Source organism: Modestobacter sp. VKM Ac-2984, from assembly GCF_026967985.1.
GTDB lineage: Bacteria > Actinomycetota > Actinomycetes > Mycobacteriales > Geodermatophilaceae > Modestobacter.
In genome coordinates this window covers 34,013-48,585 of the sequence record NZ_JAPVBJ010000006.1, presented here as the reverse complement: position 1 = coordinate 48,585, position 14,573 = coordinate 34,013, and the positions used below count along the sequence as shown (strand labels likewise).

The following is a 14,573-nucleotide window of genomic DNA, read 5'->3' as shown; positions in this document are numbered from 1 at the left end:
ACCGGAACTGAACGGTCCGCGGGTGCGCCGCGCCGCTCCGGGTAGCCGGGGCGTGATGCACCTCCCGATGCACCACTCAGCGTCCCGTGCCGGATCCGGTCGCCTCGAGCCCGACCCGCCCGGCGAGCGCGGCCGCCTCCACCCGGGTGGAGACCCGCAACTGGCGGAGCAGGTTGGCCACCAGCCGCTTCACGGTGCGCTCGGAGACGTGCAGCGTCGTGGCGATGTCGACGGTGCTGGTGCCGGCGGCCACCAGCCGCCAGAGCCGGCGGTCGTCGGCGGTCAGCTGGGCGGCGATGCCCTGGTCGGCGGTGGGCGCCGCGTCGTCCAGCAGTTGGCGCAGGAGCGACTCGGGGATCACCGACCAGCCGTCGAGGACGGCGAGCAGCGGGCGGACCAGCGCCTCGGGGCTGGCGGTCTTCGGCAGGAACCCGCTGGCCCCGGCCCGCAGCGCCTCCAGGGCCGCATCGGCCTCGGCCAGCCCGGAGAGCGCCACGATCCGGGTCATCGGCCGTGCCCGGCGGATCGCCGCGATCGCCCGGGTGCCCCCGGGGGGCGGCATGTGCAGGTCCACGACGGCCACGTCGGCGTTGTGCCGGAGCACCAGCGCCGCGCCGGCCGAGGCGTCGTCCGTCGTCCCCACGACCCGCACCCGGCCGCCGCTCTCCGGCGGCAGCAGCAGTTCCAGGCCTCGGCTGAACAACGGGTGGTCGTCGACCACCACCACGTCCACGGGGGGACGGTGCTCAGCAGCGGCACCGACGTCGAGTCCTCCCACGTCACTCCCAGAGATCGGCTGCGCCCGGCGTGGCTGACCGACCGCACTCCCGGAGGTGCCCGTGACCCTCGCTGCCGACACACACCCTGCGACACTGCCCGGACTGCTCACCGACCTGCTGCGCGTGGTGCGCAGCCACCTCCCCCGGCCCGCCGCTGAGCCGGTGAGCACCGGCGATGCGCTGGTGCGGGCGCTGTGCCACGACATGCGCAGCCCGCTGGCCGCCCTGGAGACGGCGCTGGCCCGGCTGGAGGACGACGAACGCCGGCCGGAGCTGCTCGACCTGGCCCGCAGCCAGGCGCAGCACCTCGCCTCCATGCTCCGCACGGCGGACGCGACCGGGGGTGCGTCCGAACGGCGCGGGGTCCGGCAGCTGGTCGACGTGGTCCGCGCCTCGGTGGGCGCCTCGGGGCTGCCCGACCACCAGCTGGAGGTGGAGCTGGACGCGGACGCCGCCGCGGTCACCGTGGCCGACGCCCGGGTCCAGCGGATCCTGACCAACCTGCTGGAGAACGCCCACCGGCACGGCCGCGGCCAGCCGGTCCGGCTGCGGGTCGACCGGCGGCAGGGGTGGGTCGACCTCGCGGTGACCCAGCAGGGCGTGCCGGCCGACCAGGTGCTGGGGCACCTGAACCGGACGACCCCACCGGTGGACCTCAGCGGCCTGGGCCTGTGGTCGGTGCAGCGGCAGACCCGGGAGCTCGGCGGGCGGCTGGCCTGGTCCCGGGGCGCCGACGGCGCGTTCACGCTGGTGGTGCGCCTGCCGGACCGGTGAGGGACGCCCTCCTGCCGGAGGGCCGGACAGGTCGGCCCCTGCGGGCCAGCGGACGGCACGGGGGTGACACCGGGAGGGGGCATCTGTCTGTTGTCACCGCGAGGGCGGCGACAGCGACCGACGCAGAGGGAGAACGCCCGTGTTCACGCACACCCACGCCCTGCAGTACGAGGCCAAGCCCGACGGCCCCGACGCCAACTACGCCCGCCGCCTCCAGGAGGTGCTCGGTGGTCAGTGGGGCGAGATGACCGTCGCGACCCAGTACCTCCTGCAGGGCTGGAACTGCCGCCTGCCCGGCAAGTACAAGGACATGCTGCTGGCCATCGGCACCGAGGAGCTGGCGCACGTCGAGATCCTGGTGACGCTGATCGACCGGCTGCTGGACCACCAGCCGCTCAAGCCCGACTCGGCCGACCACTCGAAGGAGAGCGCTGCCGCCTACGGGCAGGCCAACCCGCAGCACGCCATCGTCAACGGCGGCGGCGCCTACTTCCGCGACAGCATGGGCCTCCCGTGGAGCGGCGGGTACGTGACCGCCAGCGGCAACCTGATGGCCGACTTCCACTACAACGCCACCGCCGAGATGATGGGCCGGCTGCAGGTGAGCCGGCTCTACAACATGACCGACGACAAGGGCGTCAAGGACACCCTCCGCTTCCTGATCGCGCGGGACCACTACCACCAGATGCAGTGGCTGGCCGCGGCCGAGGAGCTCAAGGCGGACGGGCTGGACAACATCCCGGTGCCGGCGGCCTTCCCGCTGGACGAGGAGCCGCCGGAGTTCGCCTACGCGTTCCTCGACGCCTCCGACGGTCCCGATGCGGCCAACGGCCGCTGGGCCAACGGGCCGGCGCTGGACGGCACCGACAACCAGCTGACCGCCCGGCCGATCGCGGCGAACGCCGACGCCCCGATCCTGCCGCCGGGCGACCCGCGCCTGTACGGCACCCCGCCGGTGCCGATGCAGGGGATCCTCCAGAAGGCCAAGGACGCCCTCAAGTGACGCGTCGCCTCCTGTGATCAGCCACAGGGGGCACGCCCGCTGCGCCGTCGCCGTGCCGGCGTCCCGGCTCCGCTCCCCAGCGGACCCGGGACGCCGGCCCGGCGGGCGCCCGAGCACCCGCTGGAGGTCCGCCGTGCACCTGCCCGTCCCCGCCCCCCACCTCTCCCTGCCCCGGCTGTCCCTGCCCCGCCTGCCGGCCCTGCACCTGGCCGGCCGGCTCCCCGTCGCCACGGTGCTGCTCTCGCTGGTCTACGCCGCGGCGATCGTCGTCGCCCTCCTCGCCCCCGGTCAGCACGTGCTCGCCGGTTGCGTGGTGCTGGCCGGGCTGGTCAGCCGCTCCGTCGTCCGTCGGCGCCGCTCCGCCGCCGGTGCGGTCAGCGCCGCGACGGTCGCCGTCGACGCCGTCCTGCCCGAGCCCGCCGCCCTGCCCGCCGCAGCGCGGGAGGAGCCGGCCACCGCCCCGGCTGCCGCCTGAGACACCCGGGGACGACGCGAGGCGCGCCCCCACCGGGGACGCGCCTCGCGCTACCGCAACGTGCTGGAACGGCCCTCCTGCAGGGCCCCGCCGCGAGCGTGCGAGCGGTGGGGGGGCAGGAGGGTCCTTTCTCAGTGAGCGACTGCCTTCTCGGCACCGATGCCGGTCAGCGACCGGACCTCGAGCTCGGCGTACTTGTCGACGTCCGGCTTCTCCTTGGAGACCTTCGTGCCCAGCCAGCCGAGGAAGAACGACAGCGGGATGGAGACCAGGCCCGGGTTCCGCAGCGGGAACCACGCGATGTCGAAGTTGGAGAACATCGCCGTCTCCGAGCCCGACACGACCGGCGAGAAGATGATCAGGCCGATGCAGACGATCAGCCCGCCGTAGATCGACCACAGCGCGCCCTGGGTGGTGAAGTTCTTCCAGAAGAGCGTGTAGAGGATCGTCGGCAGGTTGGCCGAGGCCGCCACGGCGAAGGCCAGGGCCACCAGGAAGGCGATGTTGATCCCGGCCTGCAGCGCCAGGATGCCCAGGCCGATGGAGACCGCACCGATGACGACGGCGGTGATCCGGGCGACCCGGACCTCCGCGTTCGGGTCGACGTCGCCCTTCTTGAGCACCGAGGCGTAGACGTCGTGGGCGAAGGACGCCGACGCGGTGATGGTCAGGCCGGCCACGACCGCGAGGATCGTGGCGAAGGCGACGCCGGCGATGATGCCCAGCAGCACCGTGCCACCGAGCTCGAACGCCAGCAGCGGGGCCGCCGCGTTGACCCCACCGGGTGCGGCGAGGATCGTCTCGGAGCCCACCAGGGCACCGGCGCCGTAGCCGATGACCAGGCTGAACAGGTAGAAGCCGCCGATGAGCCAGATGGCCCAGACGACGGACTTCCGCGCGTCCTTGGCGGTCGGCACGGTGTAGAAGCGCATCAGCACGTGCGGCAGCCCGGCGGTGCCGAGCACCAGGGCCAGCGCGAGGCTGATGAAGTCCAGCCGGGTGGCGTTCGAGACCCCGTACTGGGCGCCGGGCTCCAGGACCTGCTGGCCCTCCGACGCGACCGCGCCGCCGAGCAGGGAGGACAGGTTGAAGCCGTACTCGGCGAGCACCCAGATCGTCATGACCAGGGCGCCGGCGATGAGCAGCGTCGCCTTGATCATCTGCACGTAGGTGGTACCGCGCATGCCGCCGACCAGCACGTAGAAGATCATCAGCGCGCCGACGACGACCACGACGATCGCCTCGGCCGCGGCGCCGCTGACGCCCAGCAGCAGGGCGACCAGGCCGCCGGCCCCGGCCATCTGGGCGAGCAGGTAGAAGAGCGAGACGAACAGCGTGGAGATGGCCGCCGCGGTGCGCACCGGCCCCTGCCGCATCCGGAAGGCCAGCACGTCGGCCATGGTGAAGCGGGCGGTGTTGCGCATCAGCTCCGCGACCAGCAGCAGCGCCACCAGCCAGGCGACGAGGAAGCCGATCGAGTACAGGAAGCCGTCGTAGCCGTAGATGGCGATCGCCCCGGCGATGCCCAGGAACGAGGCCGCCGAGAGGTAGTCACCGGCGATGGCCAGGCCGTTCTGGGTGCCGGTGATGTTGCGGCCGGCGGCGTAGTAGTCGGCGGCGCTCTTGTTGTTGCGGCTGGCCCGGAACGTGATCACCAGGGTGATCAGCACGAAGACGCCGAAGATCGAGATGTTGATCGCCGGCTCGCCGATGGTCGCGCTCTCGGCGGCGAACACGTCAGCCACGGGGGGTCTCCTCGTTCCGGGGGGCGGCGAACTCGTGGGCCTCGAGGCGGGTGCGCATCTCGTCGGAGATGGGGTCGGTGTTCTTGCTCGCGTGCCGCACGTAGAGCTGGGTGATCAGGAAGGTGCTCACGAACTGCCCCAGACCCAGGAGGATCCCGATGTTGACGTTGCCGAACACCTCCGTCGACATGAAGTCGGTCGCGTACGTGGAGAGCAGGACGAAGAGCGCGTACCAGACCAGGAAGGCGACCGTCATGGGGACGGCGAAGCTGCGGAACCGGCGACGCAGCTCGGTGAACTCCGGGGAGTCCTGCGCCAGGCGGTACTCCTCCGGGGTCAGCAGCTTGCGTTCGTTCGGTGGCGTCACATGGCACCTCACTGTGTGTTGCCCGTCGGGTGATCGCGGTCACCCTAGGGTGTGGACGTTCACAATGGCAGCCAAGGTGTCCCGATAGTTATCGGGACGGTCTCGAAGGACGCCTGAAGTCCACGCAGGGGCAACGCCGGGGAAACGGCCGACTGGTGCCATGGGTGCATGGCCTCCTCCCGGACCCCGAGCTCCCGGACCCCGAACTCCCGGACCGGTCCGCCCTGGGCCGGCGGGCCGGCCACGGCCGCCACCGGCTGGTTCCCCGTCGCCCGCTCCAGTGAGGTGGGGACGACACCGCTCCAGGTGGGCGCGGGCGGGCAGGCCTACGTCGTCCTCCGCACCCGGCCCGGGGCCGAGGTGACCGCGCTGTCGGCGCGCTGCCCGCACCGGCTGGTGCCGCTGACCACCGCCACCGTCGTCGACGGGCGGGTGCAGTGCAGCTACCACGGCTGGCAGTTCAACGCGGAGGGCCGCTGCGTGGAGATCCCGTCGCTGGGGCCGGTGGGCACCCCACCGCCGCGGGCGGACCTCTCCGCCCCCTGGGCGGTCGAGGAGCGGGACGGCTGGGTGTGGCTGGCCCCCGACCCCACGCCGACCACCCGGCCACCGCGGACGAACGGCACGGCACCCTCGCCGGAGCCGGTGCCCGACCTGCCGCCGCCGGACGGACCGGTCCTGGACAACCTGCACCCCGTGCTCGAGCACGCCTGGCACCCGGTCGCCCTGGCCACCGAGCTCCGCGAGGGCGGCTACCTGCAGACCCGGCTGCTGGGCCGCACCTGGACGGTGCACCGCCGGGCCGGCGGCGCGCTGGACGCCGATCCCCCCGCGTGGGCCGTCGTCGAGCGCCTCGGCGTCGTCTGGATCGCCCCGGCCGAGCCGCGCGACGAGCTGCTCGCCGTCCCGGAGACCGCCGACCCGCGGGCCGTGTCCGGCTGGCTGCCCCCGGCGCGCAGCCCCGCGTCGGCCGGCGCGCTCGCCGACGCCTTCCTCGACACGTCCCGCCGCCCGGTGCGCCCGACGCCGGAGGTGCCGGAGCCGGCCGCCCCGGTGCTGACCTACGAGCGTGGCGGCTTCTCCGGCGTGCAGGAGGAGCGGACGGACCGTCGTCGGGTGACCGCCGTCCACCGGGCCCCGTTCCAGCTGGTGCGGCGGGAGGAGGACCTGCGGACGGGGCTGGTCACCACGGTCGTCCGGCTGCTGCAGCCCGAGGACGCCGACTCGACCCGGGTGCACACCTGCGTGCTCGTGCAGCAGACCCGGGGCACGGCGTCCCCCGACGCCCTCGCCGCGGCCCTCACCGCGGCCCGGGCGGCCGCGGCCGCGGTGCTCGACGAGGACCTGGCGCTGCTGGCCCGGGTGGGCAGCACCGGGCTGCCGCTGCTGCCCCGGGACGAGCTGCACGTGCGGGCCGACCTCCTGGGGGTGGCCCTCCGCCGGGTGCTGGCCGACTTCACCGCCGACTGCCCCGCGGTGGACCAGGCCGACCTGCTGCAGCGCCGAGCCTCCGCCTGACCCTGGGGGGGCATCGCCAGCGGCCGCGGGGCGGGACCGGTGCGATGGTCCCGTGAGCCGCTACGGTTCGCCGCCGTGACGACGATCTCTGCGGAGCTGACCGACCTGCCCGAGCTGCGCGTGGTGGGGGTGCAGCTGGAGGCCCCGTTCGAGGAGCTGCGACACCGGGTGCCGACGGCCTGGAAGGCGCTGCTGAGCCGGGCCACCGAGCTGCCGGACCCAGAGGCGACGGGGTACGTGGAGGCCAGCGAGCACCTCGGTGGCGGTCGCTACCGGGAGACGGTCGGGGTGCTCACCGGCGCGGACACGGCGGTGCCGGCCGGGATGCGTGCCGTGGTCCTGCCCGCGGGCCGCTGGGCCCGGGTGGTCCACGACGGGCCGCTGGCCCAGGTCACGGAGGGCTTCGGCCGGCTGCACGACTGGTGCGCCGACCAGGGCCTGCCCTCCGGCGACCTCAAGCTGGACACCGGGTACGACGCCGACGGCGGCGGCCCGCACGTCCTGCACGTCGACGTCCCGGGCCCGGCCTGACGCTCAGGCCGGCGCCGGCTCCTCGTCCGCGGCGAAGGCGTTCGCCACCAGCTCCCGATGGGCGGCGAGCAGCCACCACAGCGCCCCGGCGAGCGCCAGCTGGACGGCGCCGGACACGGCGAAGACGGTGGGCACGCTCGTGGCGTCGGCCAGCAGCCCACCGGCCAGGGCACCCAGCGGGATGCCACCCCAGACCAGCGTGCGGTAGCCGCCCTGCACGCGGCCGAACAGCGCCTCCGGGATGAGCGCCTGCCGCAGCGACATGGTGAGCACGTTCCAGAACAGCACCCCCGCGGTCCCGGCCGCGAACAGCACCCCGGCCACGACACCGTTCTCGGTGAAGCCCATGCCGCCCAGGGTCAGCGCCGCCAACACGCACCCGGCGACCAGCGTGGCCGTGCGACCGATCCGGCGGGCCAGCGGTGCGGCGGTCAGCCCGCCCACCACCGCGCCCACCGCGGAGGCGGTCAGCAGCAGGCCGTACCCGGCTTCGCCGATCTCCAGCGTCTCCAGGGCGTAGAGCACGAAGACGCCGGTGGTCATCGCCGAGGTGAGGGCGGTGCTCGCCGAGACGAGCGTGAGGCCGCGGAGGAAGCGGTGCCGCCACAGCCAGCCCACGCCCTCGGCGACGTCCCGCCGGATGGTCGTGCGCGGGCCCGCCCCGCGGGCCGGCCGGTGGCTGCCGGCGATGCCGACCACGAGGACGGCGGCGAGCAGGAAGCCGCCGGCGGTGGTGAGCAGCGGCGCGGCGGCGGCGAGGACGAAGAGCACCGAGCCCAGTGGTGCGCCGATGAAGCCCTGACTGGCCTCCTCGGCGGTGGTGAGCAGCCCGTTGCCGCGGTCCAGCTGGTCGCGGCGGACCACCTGCGGCAGCATCGCCCGGGCTGCGCTGTCGTACACGGTCTCGGCGACCCCCACCGCGAAGGCCACGGCGTAGAGGACGACGAGCGACACCGTCCCGGTGAGCACGGTGGCGGCCAGCGCGGCCAGGGCGGCGGCCCGGACGACGTTGGCGACGGCCATCGCGCGCTTGCGGTCGGTCCGGTCGACGAACGCGCCGGCCGGCAGGGCGAACAGCAGCCAGGGCAGGAAGGCCAGCGCCGTCAGCCCGGCGATCGCGACCGGGTCGCGGGTCAGGGTGGCCGCCAGCAACGGCAGCGCGACCCGGTTCACCCCGTCGGCGAGGTTGGAGGCCGCGCTGGACGACCAGAGCCGCCAGAACGCCGGACCGAGGGGCGAGGACACGACCGGCACCCTGCCAGTGCCCTCCGACACCCGGGCGCCGACCCGGCGAGGGCGGCGGCTCATCCCGGGGGCGGACACGCGGTTCACCCCGCGGGACGACGACGGACGGCACCGGGCTGCCTAGGGTCGGCAGCATGGACCAGCCGCTGCTCGAACGGGTGGCGGCGTGGGCCAGGCGCCACCCCTTCGACGCGGACGTCGTCCTCGCCTGCCTGGTCGCGCTGGTCACGGTCCCGGTGCCCGGGCTGTCCGGGTACGGCGGATCCAGCCCGGCGGCGACCGTCCTGGTGGGTCTGGCGCTGTGCGCACCGCTGGCCTGGCGGCGCCGCCGCACGGTCGCCGCCGCTGCCGTGCTGGTGCTGGTCTGCCTGCTCCAGCTGCTCCTGCTGCCCGGTGAGCTGCTGCTCGCCGACGTCGCCGTCCCGATGATGGTCTACGCGCTGACGGTCCACGGTCCCCGCTGGGCCGGCCGGGCCGGGCTGGTCGCCGGGCTGCTGGGCGCGGTGCTCGCCGCAGCCACGTTCTTCGCGGGGTCGTCGCCCGACCTCGTCCTCACCACGACGGCCCTGCTCGGGGCGCTGGTCGCCGCGGCCTGGGTGCTGGGGCTGCTGCGCCGCACCCGCGTGCGGGACGCGGCATCGGCCTGGGTCCCCGCCGATGCGGGCCAGCCACTGCTGGAGCGGGCGGCGACGTGGCTGCGCCAGCACCCCTTCGGTGTCGACGCCGTCCTCACCGCCGTGGTCGCGTTCTTCCTGGTCGTCGCCTCGACGGGCTACACCGACGGACCCGCCGGCGTCGCGATGGTGCTGTCGCTGGTCCTGGTGGTCCCGTTGGCCTGGCGACGGCGGAGCCCGGTCCGTGCGGCCGCGGTCGTCGTCGTCGCCAGCCTGCTCGAGCTCGCGCTCGTGCCGGGGTACTTCCTGCCCGCGAACATCGCCGCCCCGGTGATGGTCTACGCGCTGGCCGCCTACGCCCCGCGCCGTGCCAGCCGGGCCGGGCTGGCCATCGGGCTGGTCGGCGCCGTGCTCGCCTCGGCCGTCTACTTCGCCCAGGGCACCTGGTACGGCTTCGTCTTCGCCTCCGGTGTCATCGGCGTGCTGGTGGTGGCGTGCTGGGCGCTGGGCGACCTGCGCCGGGCCCGGCTGCAGCAGGTCGCCGGCCTGGAGGAGCGCGCCCGGCTGCTGGAGCTGGAACGGGAGCAGGAGATGCGGCTCGCGGCGTCGACCGAGCGGGCCCGGATCGCCCGGGAGATGCACGACGTCGTCGCCCACTCGCTGTCCGTCGTCATCGCCCAGGCCGACGGCGGGCGCTACGCGGGGCAGACCGACCCGGCGGCCGCGACCGGGGCGCTGGAGGCGATCTCGGCCACCGGCCGGCAGGCGCTGACCGACATGCGGAAGCTGCTCGGGGTGCTGCGGGAGGGCGACGGGCAGGAGTACGCCCCCCAGCCCGACGTCGCCGCGATCGACCAGCTGGTGGCCGACGTCCGGGCCAGCGGCCTGGACGTCGACCTGGTCGTCGCAGGCACCCCGCGGCCGATGCCGGCCGGCGCCCAGCTGGCCGCCTACCGGATCGTGCAGGAGTCGCTGACCAACGTGCTCAAGCACGCCGGCCCGGCCGGCCGGGCGTGGGTGCGGCTGCACTGGCGCCCGGACGCCCTGGAGCTGGCCGTGCTGGACGACGGCCGGGGTGCGTCGGCGGCGATCGTGGAGTCCGACGGGCAGGGACAGGGCCTGCTCGGCATGCGCGAGAGGGCGGCGCTGCACGGCGGGACGCTGGCCGCCGGACCGCGGACCGGCGGCGGGTTCGGCGTGCACGCCGCCCTGCCCTACGGTCCTCCCCGATGAGCACAGGACAGATCCGCGTCGTCCTCGTCGACGACCAGCAGCTGGTCCGGGCCGGGTTCCGGATGGTGATCGACTCCCAGCCCGACCTCACCGTGGTCGGGGAGGCCGGGGACGGCGCCGCGGCGGTCGAGCTGCTGCGCCGGACACCGGCCGACGTCGTCCTGATGGACGTCCGGATGCCCGGCACCGACGGCATCGCCGCGACCGAGCTGGTGACGGCGCTCCCCGAGCCGCCCCGGGTCGTCGTCCTCACCACCTTCGACCTCGACGAGTACGTGGTGGCCGCGATCGGGGCCGGGGCCAGCGGCTTCCTGCTCAAGGACGCCCCGCCGGAGGAGATGCTGGCCGCGGTGCGCACGGTGCACGCCGGCGACTCGGTGATCGCAGCCAGCTCCACCCGCCGGCTGCTGCAGCACGTCGCGCCGATCCTCCGCGGGGCCGGCAACGGGGGCGGGACCAGCCAGGTCGACCCGAGTGCGCTGGCCGAGCTCACCCCGCGGGAGCGGGAGGTGCTGGTGCTGATGGCCTACGGCGCGTCCAACACCGAGATCGCCGCGCAGCTGTTCGTCAGCGAGGCGACGGTGAAGACCCACGTCGGCCGGGTGCTGTTCAAGACCGGCTCCCGGGACCGGGTGCAGGCCGTCGTCCTGGCCTACCGCACCGGCCTGGTCGCCCCCGCCGACCTCCTCCGCGACGCCCCTGCCTGCTGAAGGACCCCCTCCTCCCCACCACTCGCAGGCTCGCGGCGGGCCCCTGGAGGGGGCCGGTCCGCCGAGTGCGGAGTTGCCGACGTCTGCCGGCCCGGCGAGGCGTCGACGGGACCGCACTCAGCGCCGACCAGGGGCGGGGGCATGCACCTGGGGGATGACCCGGGGTCAGCCCACAGGTGCACCACAGCCTCCGTGGAGACCAGCCCCTGCGGCGACGCGGGCGGGCACGACGGCGGGAGAACGTGATCACGTCGAAGACCACCGCCTCAGGAGGCCGAAGTGTCCGTCCCCGTCATGACCGTCCCGGGTGAGCCCGCCGCGACCCTGTCCGCCGCCGTCCACGCCACCGACCTGCGCAAGACCTACGGCTCGGGTGAGACCGCGGTGCACGCCCTCGCCGGGGTCGACGTCGCGTTCGACCGGGGCGCCTTCACCGCGATCATGGGCCCCTCGGGCTCCGGCAAGTCCACCCTGATGCACTGCCTGGCCGGCCTGGACGCTGCGACCAGCGGCAAGGTCTGGCTCGGCGACACCGAGCTGACCAGCCTGCGCGACGAGCAGCTGACCACGCTGCGACGCCAGCGGATCGGCTTCGTCTTCCAGTCCTTCAACCTGCTGCCGGTGCTCAACGCCCAGGACAACATGCTGCTGCCGATGCAGCTGGCCGGGCAGCGCCCCGACCGCGCCTGGATGGACTCCGTGATCAGCCGCCTCGGCCTGCGCGACCGGCTCCAGCACCGCCCGCACGAGCTCTCCGGTGGCCAGCAGCAGCGGGTCGCCGTTGCCCGGGCCCTGCTCCCCCGCCCCGACGTCGTCTTCGCCGACGAGCCGACCGGCAACCTGGACAGCCACGCCGGCGCCGAGGTGCTGGACCTGCTGCGCTCCAGCGTCCGGGAGACCGGCCAGACCGTCGTCATGGTCACCCACGACCCGGTGGCCGCCGCCTACGCCGACCGGGTCGTGCTGCTCGCCGACGGCCGGCTGGCCGGCGAGGTCCACCAGCCGACCACCGACTCGATCATCAACGCGCTCCGCGGGCTCGGGGGCTGACCGTCATGCGTGCAGGCGCCATGTCCCGAGTGACGCGAGCGAGCATCCGGGCGCACGCCGGCCGGCTGGTCGCCTCGACCCTGGCGATCGTCATCGCCGTGGGGTTCGTGGTCGCCACCCTGGTGCTCAACGAGACCACGAAGGCCACCGTCCTGGCGGCGGCCGGCGCTCAATACGTCGACGCCGACGTGGTGGTCACCTCCGACAGCGGCGCCGGGCTGGCCGAGCACGTCGACACCCTCACCGCGCTGACCGCCGTGCAGGCCGTCGACCCGACCTGGGAGACCTCCGTGCAGGCCGTGGCCCCCGGTCGCACCGGCGCCCAGTACCTGCAGGTCGAGTCGGTGGCCGGTGACCCGGCGCTGCGCTGGCAGCAGCTGAGCGACGGCTCGCTGCCGGTGCGCCCGGGCGAGATCGCGGTCAGCGAGCGCGTCGGTGCCGCCGTCGGCGACGTCCTGCCGGTCACCGTCTACGACGACGAGGGCACGGCCACCACCATCGACGCGATGGTGACCGGCGTCGTCGACCTGGGCGGCGACCCCACCGCCGGGATCTACGGCAAGGCCTACGTCACCGCCGACCAGGCCCAGGCGTGGGGGGCGGCGGAGCCGACCGAGCTGCGCGTCGCCGGGCCCGTCCGCACCGACCCCGCTCTCCTCGCCGATGAGGTGCGCGCCACGCTGTCCGGCGAGGACGTCACCGTCCGCACCGGCACCGCGCAGGCCGAGGAGTCCGTCGCGATGCTGACCGGTGACGCCGACTGGCTCACCACCTCGCTGCTGGTGTTCGCCACCATCGCGGTGCTCGTCGCCGGGCTGGTCATCGCCAACACCTTCGCCGTGCTGCTGGCCCAGCGGACCCGCGACCTGGCCCTGCTGCGCTGCATCGGCGCGACCTCCCGGCAGATCCGCCGGAGCGTGCTCGGCGAGGCCGTGCTCACCGGGCTGGTCGCCTCCGTGATCGGCGTGCTCGCCGGGATCGGGCTGGCCGCCGGCGTCTCGGCCCTGGTGTCTCGCATCGACTCCCCCATCCCGCTGTCCGGGGTGGCGGTGCCGCCGTACGTCGTCGGCGTCGGCATCGTCGTCGGCACGGTCACCACGCTGATCGCCGCGCTCTCCCCGGCCCGCGCCGCCACCCGGGTCGCCCCGCTGGCCGCGCTGCGCCCGACGGACCCGGCCCCGCTGCGTTCCCGCAGCGGCGTCGCCCGGCTGGTCACCGGCCTGCTGCTCACCGTCCCCGGCGTGGCGCTGATGACCCTGGGCGTGGTGAGCGCGGACATCCTGGTCTCGCTGGGCGGCGGGGTGCTCAGTTCGCTGGGGCTCCTGCTGCTCGCCCAGCGGGCGGTTCCGCCGGTCGTCGCGGCGGCCGGCCGGCTGCTCGGCCGGTTCGGCGGGCTCCCGGCGCGCCTGGCCAGCGGCAACGCGACCCGCAACCCCCGCCGGACGGCGGCCACCGCCACCGCGCTGCTGATCGGCGTCACGCTGACCACGGCGATGGTCGTCGGGGCCAGCTCCACCCGGGCCACCGCCCAGGCGGGACTGGCGGCCAACTACCCGACCGACGTGATCCTCCAGAGCTACGACGAGCCCGTCCCGGCCACGTTGCAGGGCCAGCTGGAGTCGGTGGAGGGCGTGGTGGGAGCCACCGGGCTCACCGCGGCGACGGTCACCGGGCCGGACGGCACGGAGAGCTGGGTCAGCGGCGTCGACGCGGCCTCGGCGCTCCCGGTGCTGCGCTCGACGAGCGACGTCACGCTGCCCGAACTCGGCCAGGTCGTCCTCGCCGACTGGGAGGCCGACTCCTGGGACGCGCAGCCCGGCGACTCGCTGACGCTGACCGCTGGTGACCGCTCGCGCACGCTGACCGTGGTGGCCGGCGAGACCGACCGGACGCTGCTGAGCACCACCGACCTGCAGGCGCTGGTTCCCGAGGCAGCCGTGGAGACCATGTGGCTGCGGATGGCCGACGGGGTCGACCAGACCGCGGTGATCGACGAGGTCACCGAACTGGCCGGCACGGCGCTGCCCACCGCGTTCGTGACCGGGGTGGCCAGCGAGCGCGCCGCGATCGACCAGATCGTGGACGTGCTGCTCCTCGTCGTCACCGGGCTGCTCGGTGTGGCCGTGCTGATCGCCCTGATCGGGGTCGGCAACACGCTGGCCCTGTCGGTGGTCGAGCGGCGCCAGGAGAGCGGCCTGCTGCGGGCACTGGGGCTGACCCGGCGCCAGCTGCGCGCGCTGCTGGCCTGGGAGGCGGTGCTGGTCGCCGGCGTGGCCGCGGTGCTCGGCGTGCTGGTCGGCGGCGCCTACGGCCTGGTGGGAGCGGCCTCGGCGCTCGGCGAGATCGGCGAGGTGGTGATCAGCATCCCGTGGCTGCAGATCGGCGCGATCGTGCTGGTCGCCACGGTGGCCGGGCTGCTGGCCTCGGTGCTGCCGGCCCGGCGGGCCGCCAAGACCCCGCCGGTGGCGGCGATCGCCGGCTGACGAGGGCCTCCGCTCCGCACCCGTGACCCGGGGGCGGTGAGTCTTC

General features: G+C 74.7%; 13 protein-coding genes. 9 read left to right on the top strand and 4 right to left on the bottom strand.

The genetic code is table 11. From position 1 onward, the window contains the following. Positions 1-76: 76 nt before the first annotated feature. Positions 77-733 carry a response regulator gene (locus O2W16_RS13570; RefSeq protein ID WP_269159341.1) on the bottom strand — a complete coding sequence of 219 codons (657 nt, stop codon included), beginning with the start codon at positions 731-733 and terminating at the stop codon, positions 77-79. Positions 734-839: 106 nt separating this feature from the next. On the opposite strand from O2W16_RS13570, the gene O2W16_RS13565 reads away from it, so the two are divergent. The 3 genes from O2W16_RS13565 to O2W16_RS13555 all read left to right on the top strand — a co-directional run bounded on the left by O2W16_RS13565 (position 840) and on the right by O2W16_RS13555 (position 3,031). Continuing rightward, positions 840-1,553: a sensor histidine kinase gene (locus O2W16_RS13565; protein WP_269159340.1), complete on the top strand. Its 714-nt coding sequence runs from the start codon at positions 840-842 to the stop codon at positions 1,551-1,553. Between the two features lie 139 nt (positions 1,554-1,692). Further along, entirely contained in the window at positions 1,693-2,556 is an 864-nt protein-coding gene (locus tag O2W16_RS13560; RefSeq protein WP_269159339.1) for a manganese catalase family protein, read from the top strand. A gap of 133 nt (positions 2,557-2,689) precedes the next feature. Continuing rightward, positions 2,690-3,031 carry a hypothetical protein gene (locus O2W16_RS13555; protein WP_269159338.1) on the top strand — a complete coding sequence of 114 codons (342 nt, stop codon included), beginning with the start codon at positions 2,690-2,692 and terminating at the stop codon, positions 3,029-3,031. A 131-nt stretch (positions 3,032-3,162) separates the two neighbouring features. Here O2W16_RS13555 and O2W16_RS13550 read toward each other — a convergent pair whose 3' ends face one another. Both O2W16_RS13550 and O2W16_RS13545 read right to left on the bottom strand, forming a co-directional pair. Beyond that, positions 3,163-4,776 carry a solute symporter family protein gene (locus O2W16_RS13550; protein ID WP_269159337.1) on the bottom strand — a complete coding sequence of 538 codons (1,614 nt, stop codon included), beginning with the start codon at positions 4,774-4,776 and terminating at the stop codon, positions 3,163-3,165. Continuing rightward, complete coding sequence (locus O2W16_RS13545; RefSeq protein WP_269159336.1) at positions 4,769-5,143, bottom strand: DUF485 domain-containing protein; 375 nt, start codon at positions 5,141-5,143, stop codon at positions 4,769-4,771. The genes O2W16_RS13550 and O2W16_RS13545 overlap by 8 nt, the downstream gene beginning before the upstream one ends. 168 nt (positions 5,144-5,311) lie before the next feature. Here O2W16_RS13545 and O2W16_RS13540 point away from each other — a divergent pair, with 168 nt between their 5' ends. Together O2W16_RS13540 and O2W16_RS13535 are read left to right on the top strand one after the other, a co-directional pair. Next, positions 5,312-6,661 (top strand): Rieske 2Fe-2S domain-containing protein, encoded by a 1,350-nt coding sequence (locus O2W16_RS13540; protein WP_269159335.1) that lies wholly within the window; start codon positions 5,312-5,314, stop codon positions 6,659-6,661. A 75-nt stretch (positions 6,662-6,736) separates the two neighbouring features. Next, positions 6,737-7,192 (top strand): GyrI-like domain-containing protein, encoded by a 456-nt coding sequence (locus O2W16_RS13535; RefSeq protein WP_269159334.1) that lies wholly within the window; start codon positions 6,737-6,739, stop codon positions 7,190-7,192. Between the two features lie 3 nt (positions 7,193-7,195). On the opposite strand, the gene O2W16_RS13530 is transcribed toward O2W16_RS13535, so the two are convergent. Further along, on the bottom strand, positions 7,196-8,437 hold the full coding sequence (locus tag O2W16_RS13530) for an MFS transporter (protein WP_269159333.1): 1,242 nt from the start codon (positions 8,435-8,437) through the stop codon (positions 7,196-7,198). 134 nt (positions 8,438-8,571) lie between these two features. Between O2W16_RS13530 and O2W16_RS13525 the strand changes: the two genes are divergently transcribed. The 4 genes from O2W16_RS13525 to O2W16_RS13510 all read left to right on the top strand — a co-directional run bounded on the left by O2W16_RS13525 (position 8,572) and on the right by O2W16_RS13510 (position 14,527). Continuing rightward, the gene (locus O2W16_RS13525) at positions 8,572-10,284 is read left to right on the top strand and encodes a sensor histidine kinase (protein WP_269159332.1); all 1,713 of its coding nucleotides are present in this window, start codon (positions 8,572-8,574) and stop codon (positions 10,282-10,284) included. Further along, entirely contained in the window at positions 10,281-10,994 is a 714-nt protein-coding gene (locus O2W16_RS13520) for a response regulator (RefSeq protein ID WP_269159331.1), read from the top strand. The genes O2W16_RS13525 and O2W16_RS13520 overlap by 4 nt, the downstream gene beginning before the upstream one ends. A 279-nt stretch (positions 10,995-11,273) precedes the next feature. Further along, positions 11,274-12,044, top strand: coding sequence for an ABC transporter ATP-binding protein (locus O2W16_RS13515; protein ID WP_269159330.1), 771 nt, complete (start codon positions 11,274-11,276; stop codon positions 12,042-12,044). Between the two features lie 20 nt (positions 12,045-12,064). Next, positions 12,065-14,527 carry an ABC transporter permease gene (locus O2W16_RS13510; protein WP_269159329.1) on the top strand — a complete coding sequence of 821 codons (2,463 nt, stop codon included), beginning with the start codon at positions 12,065-12,067 and terminating at the stop codon, positions 14,525-14,527. Positions 14,528-14,573 lie beyond the last annotated feature (46 nt).

What these genes read in the sequence shown, in the direction of transcription:
- O2W16_RS13540 (WP_269159335.1), top strand. Translation starts at nt 5,312, where the DNA reads ATGGCCTCCTCCCGGACCCCGAGCTCCCGGACCCCGAACTCCCGGACC.
- O2W16_RS13525 (WP_269159332.1), top strand. Translation starts at nt 8,572, where the DNA reads ATGGACCAGCCGCTGCTCGAACGGGTGGCGGCGTGGGCCAGGCGCCAC.
- O2W16_RS13520 (WP_269159331.1), top strand. Translation starts at nt 10,281, where the DNA reads ATGAGCACAGGACAGATCCGCGTCGTCCTCGTCGACGACCAGCAGCTG.
- O2W16_RS13510 (WP_269159329.1), top strand. Translation starts at nt 12,065, where the DNA reads ATGTCCCGAGTGACGCGAGCGAGCATCCGGGCGCACGCCGGCCGGCTG.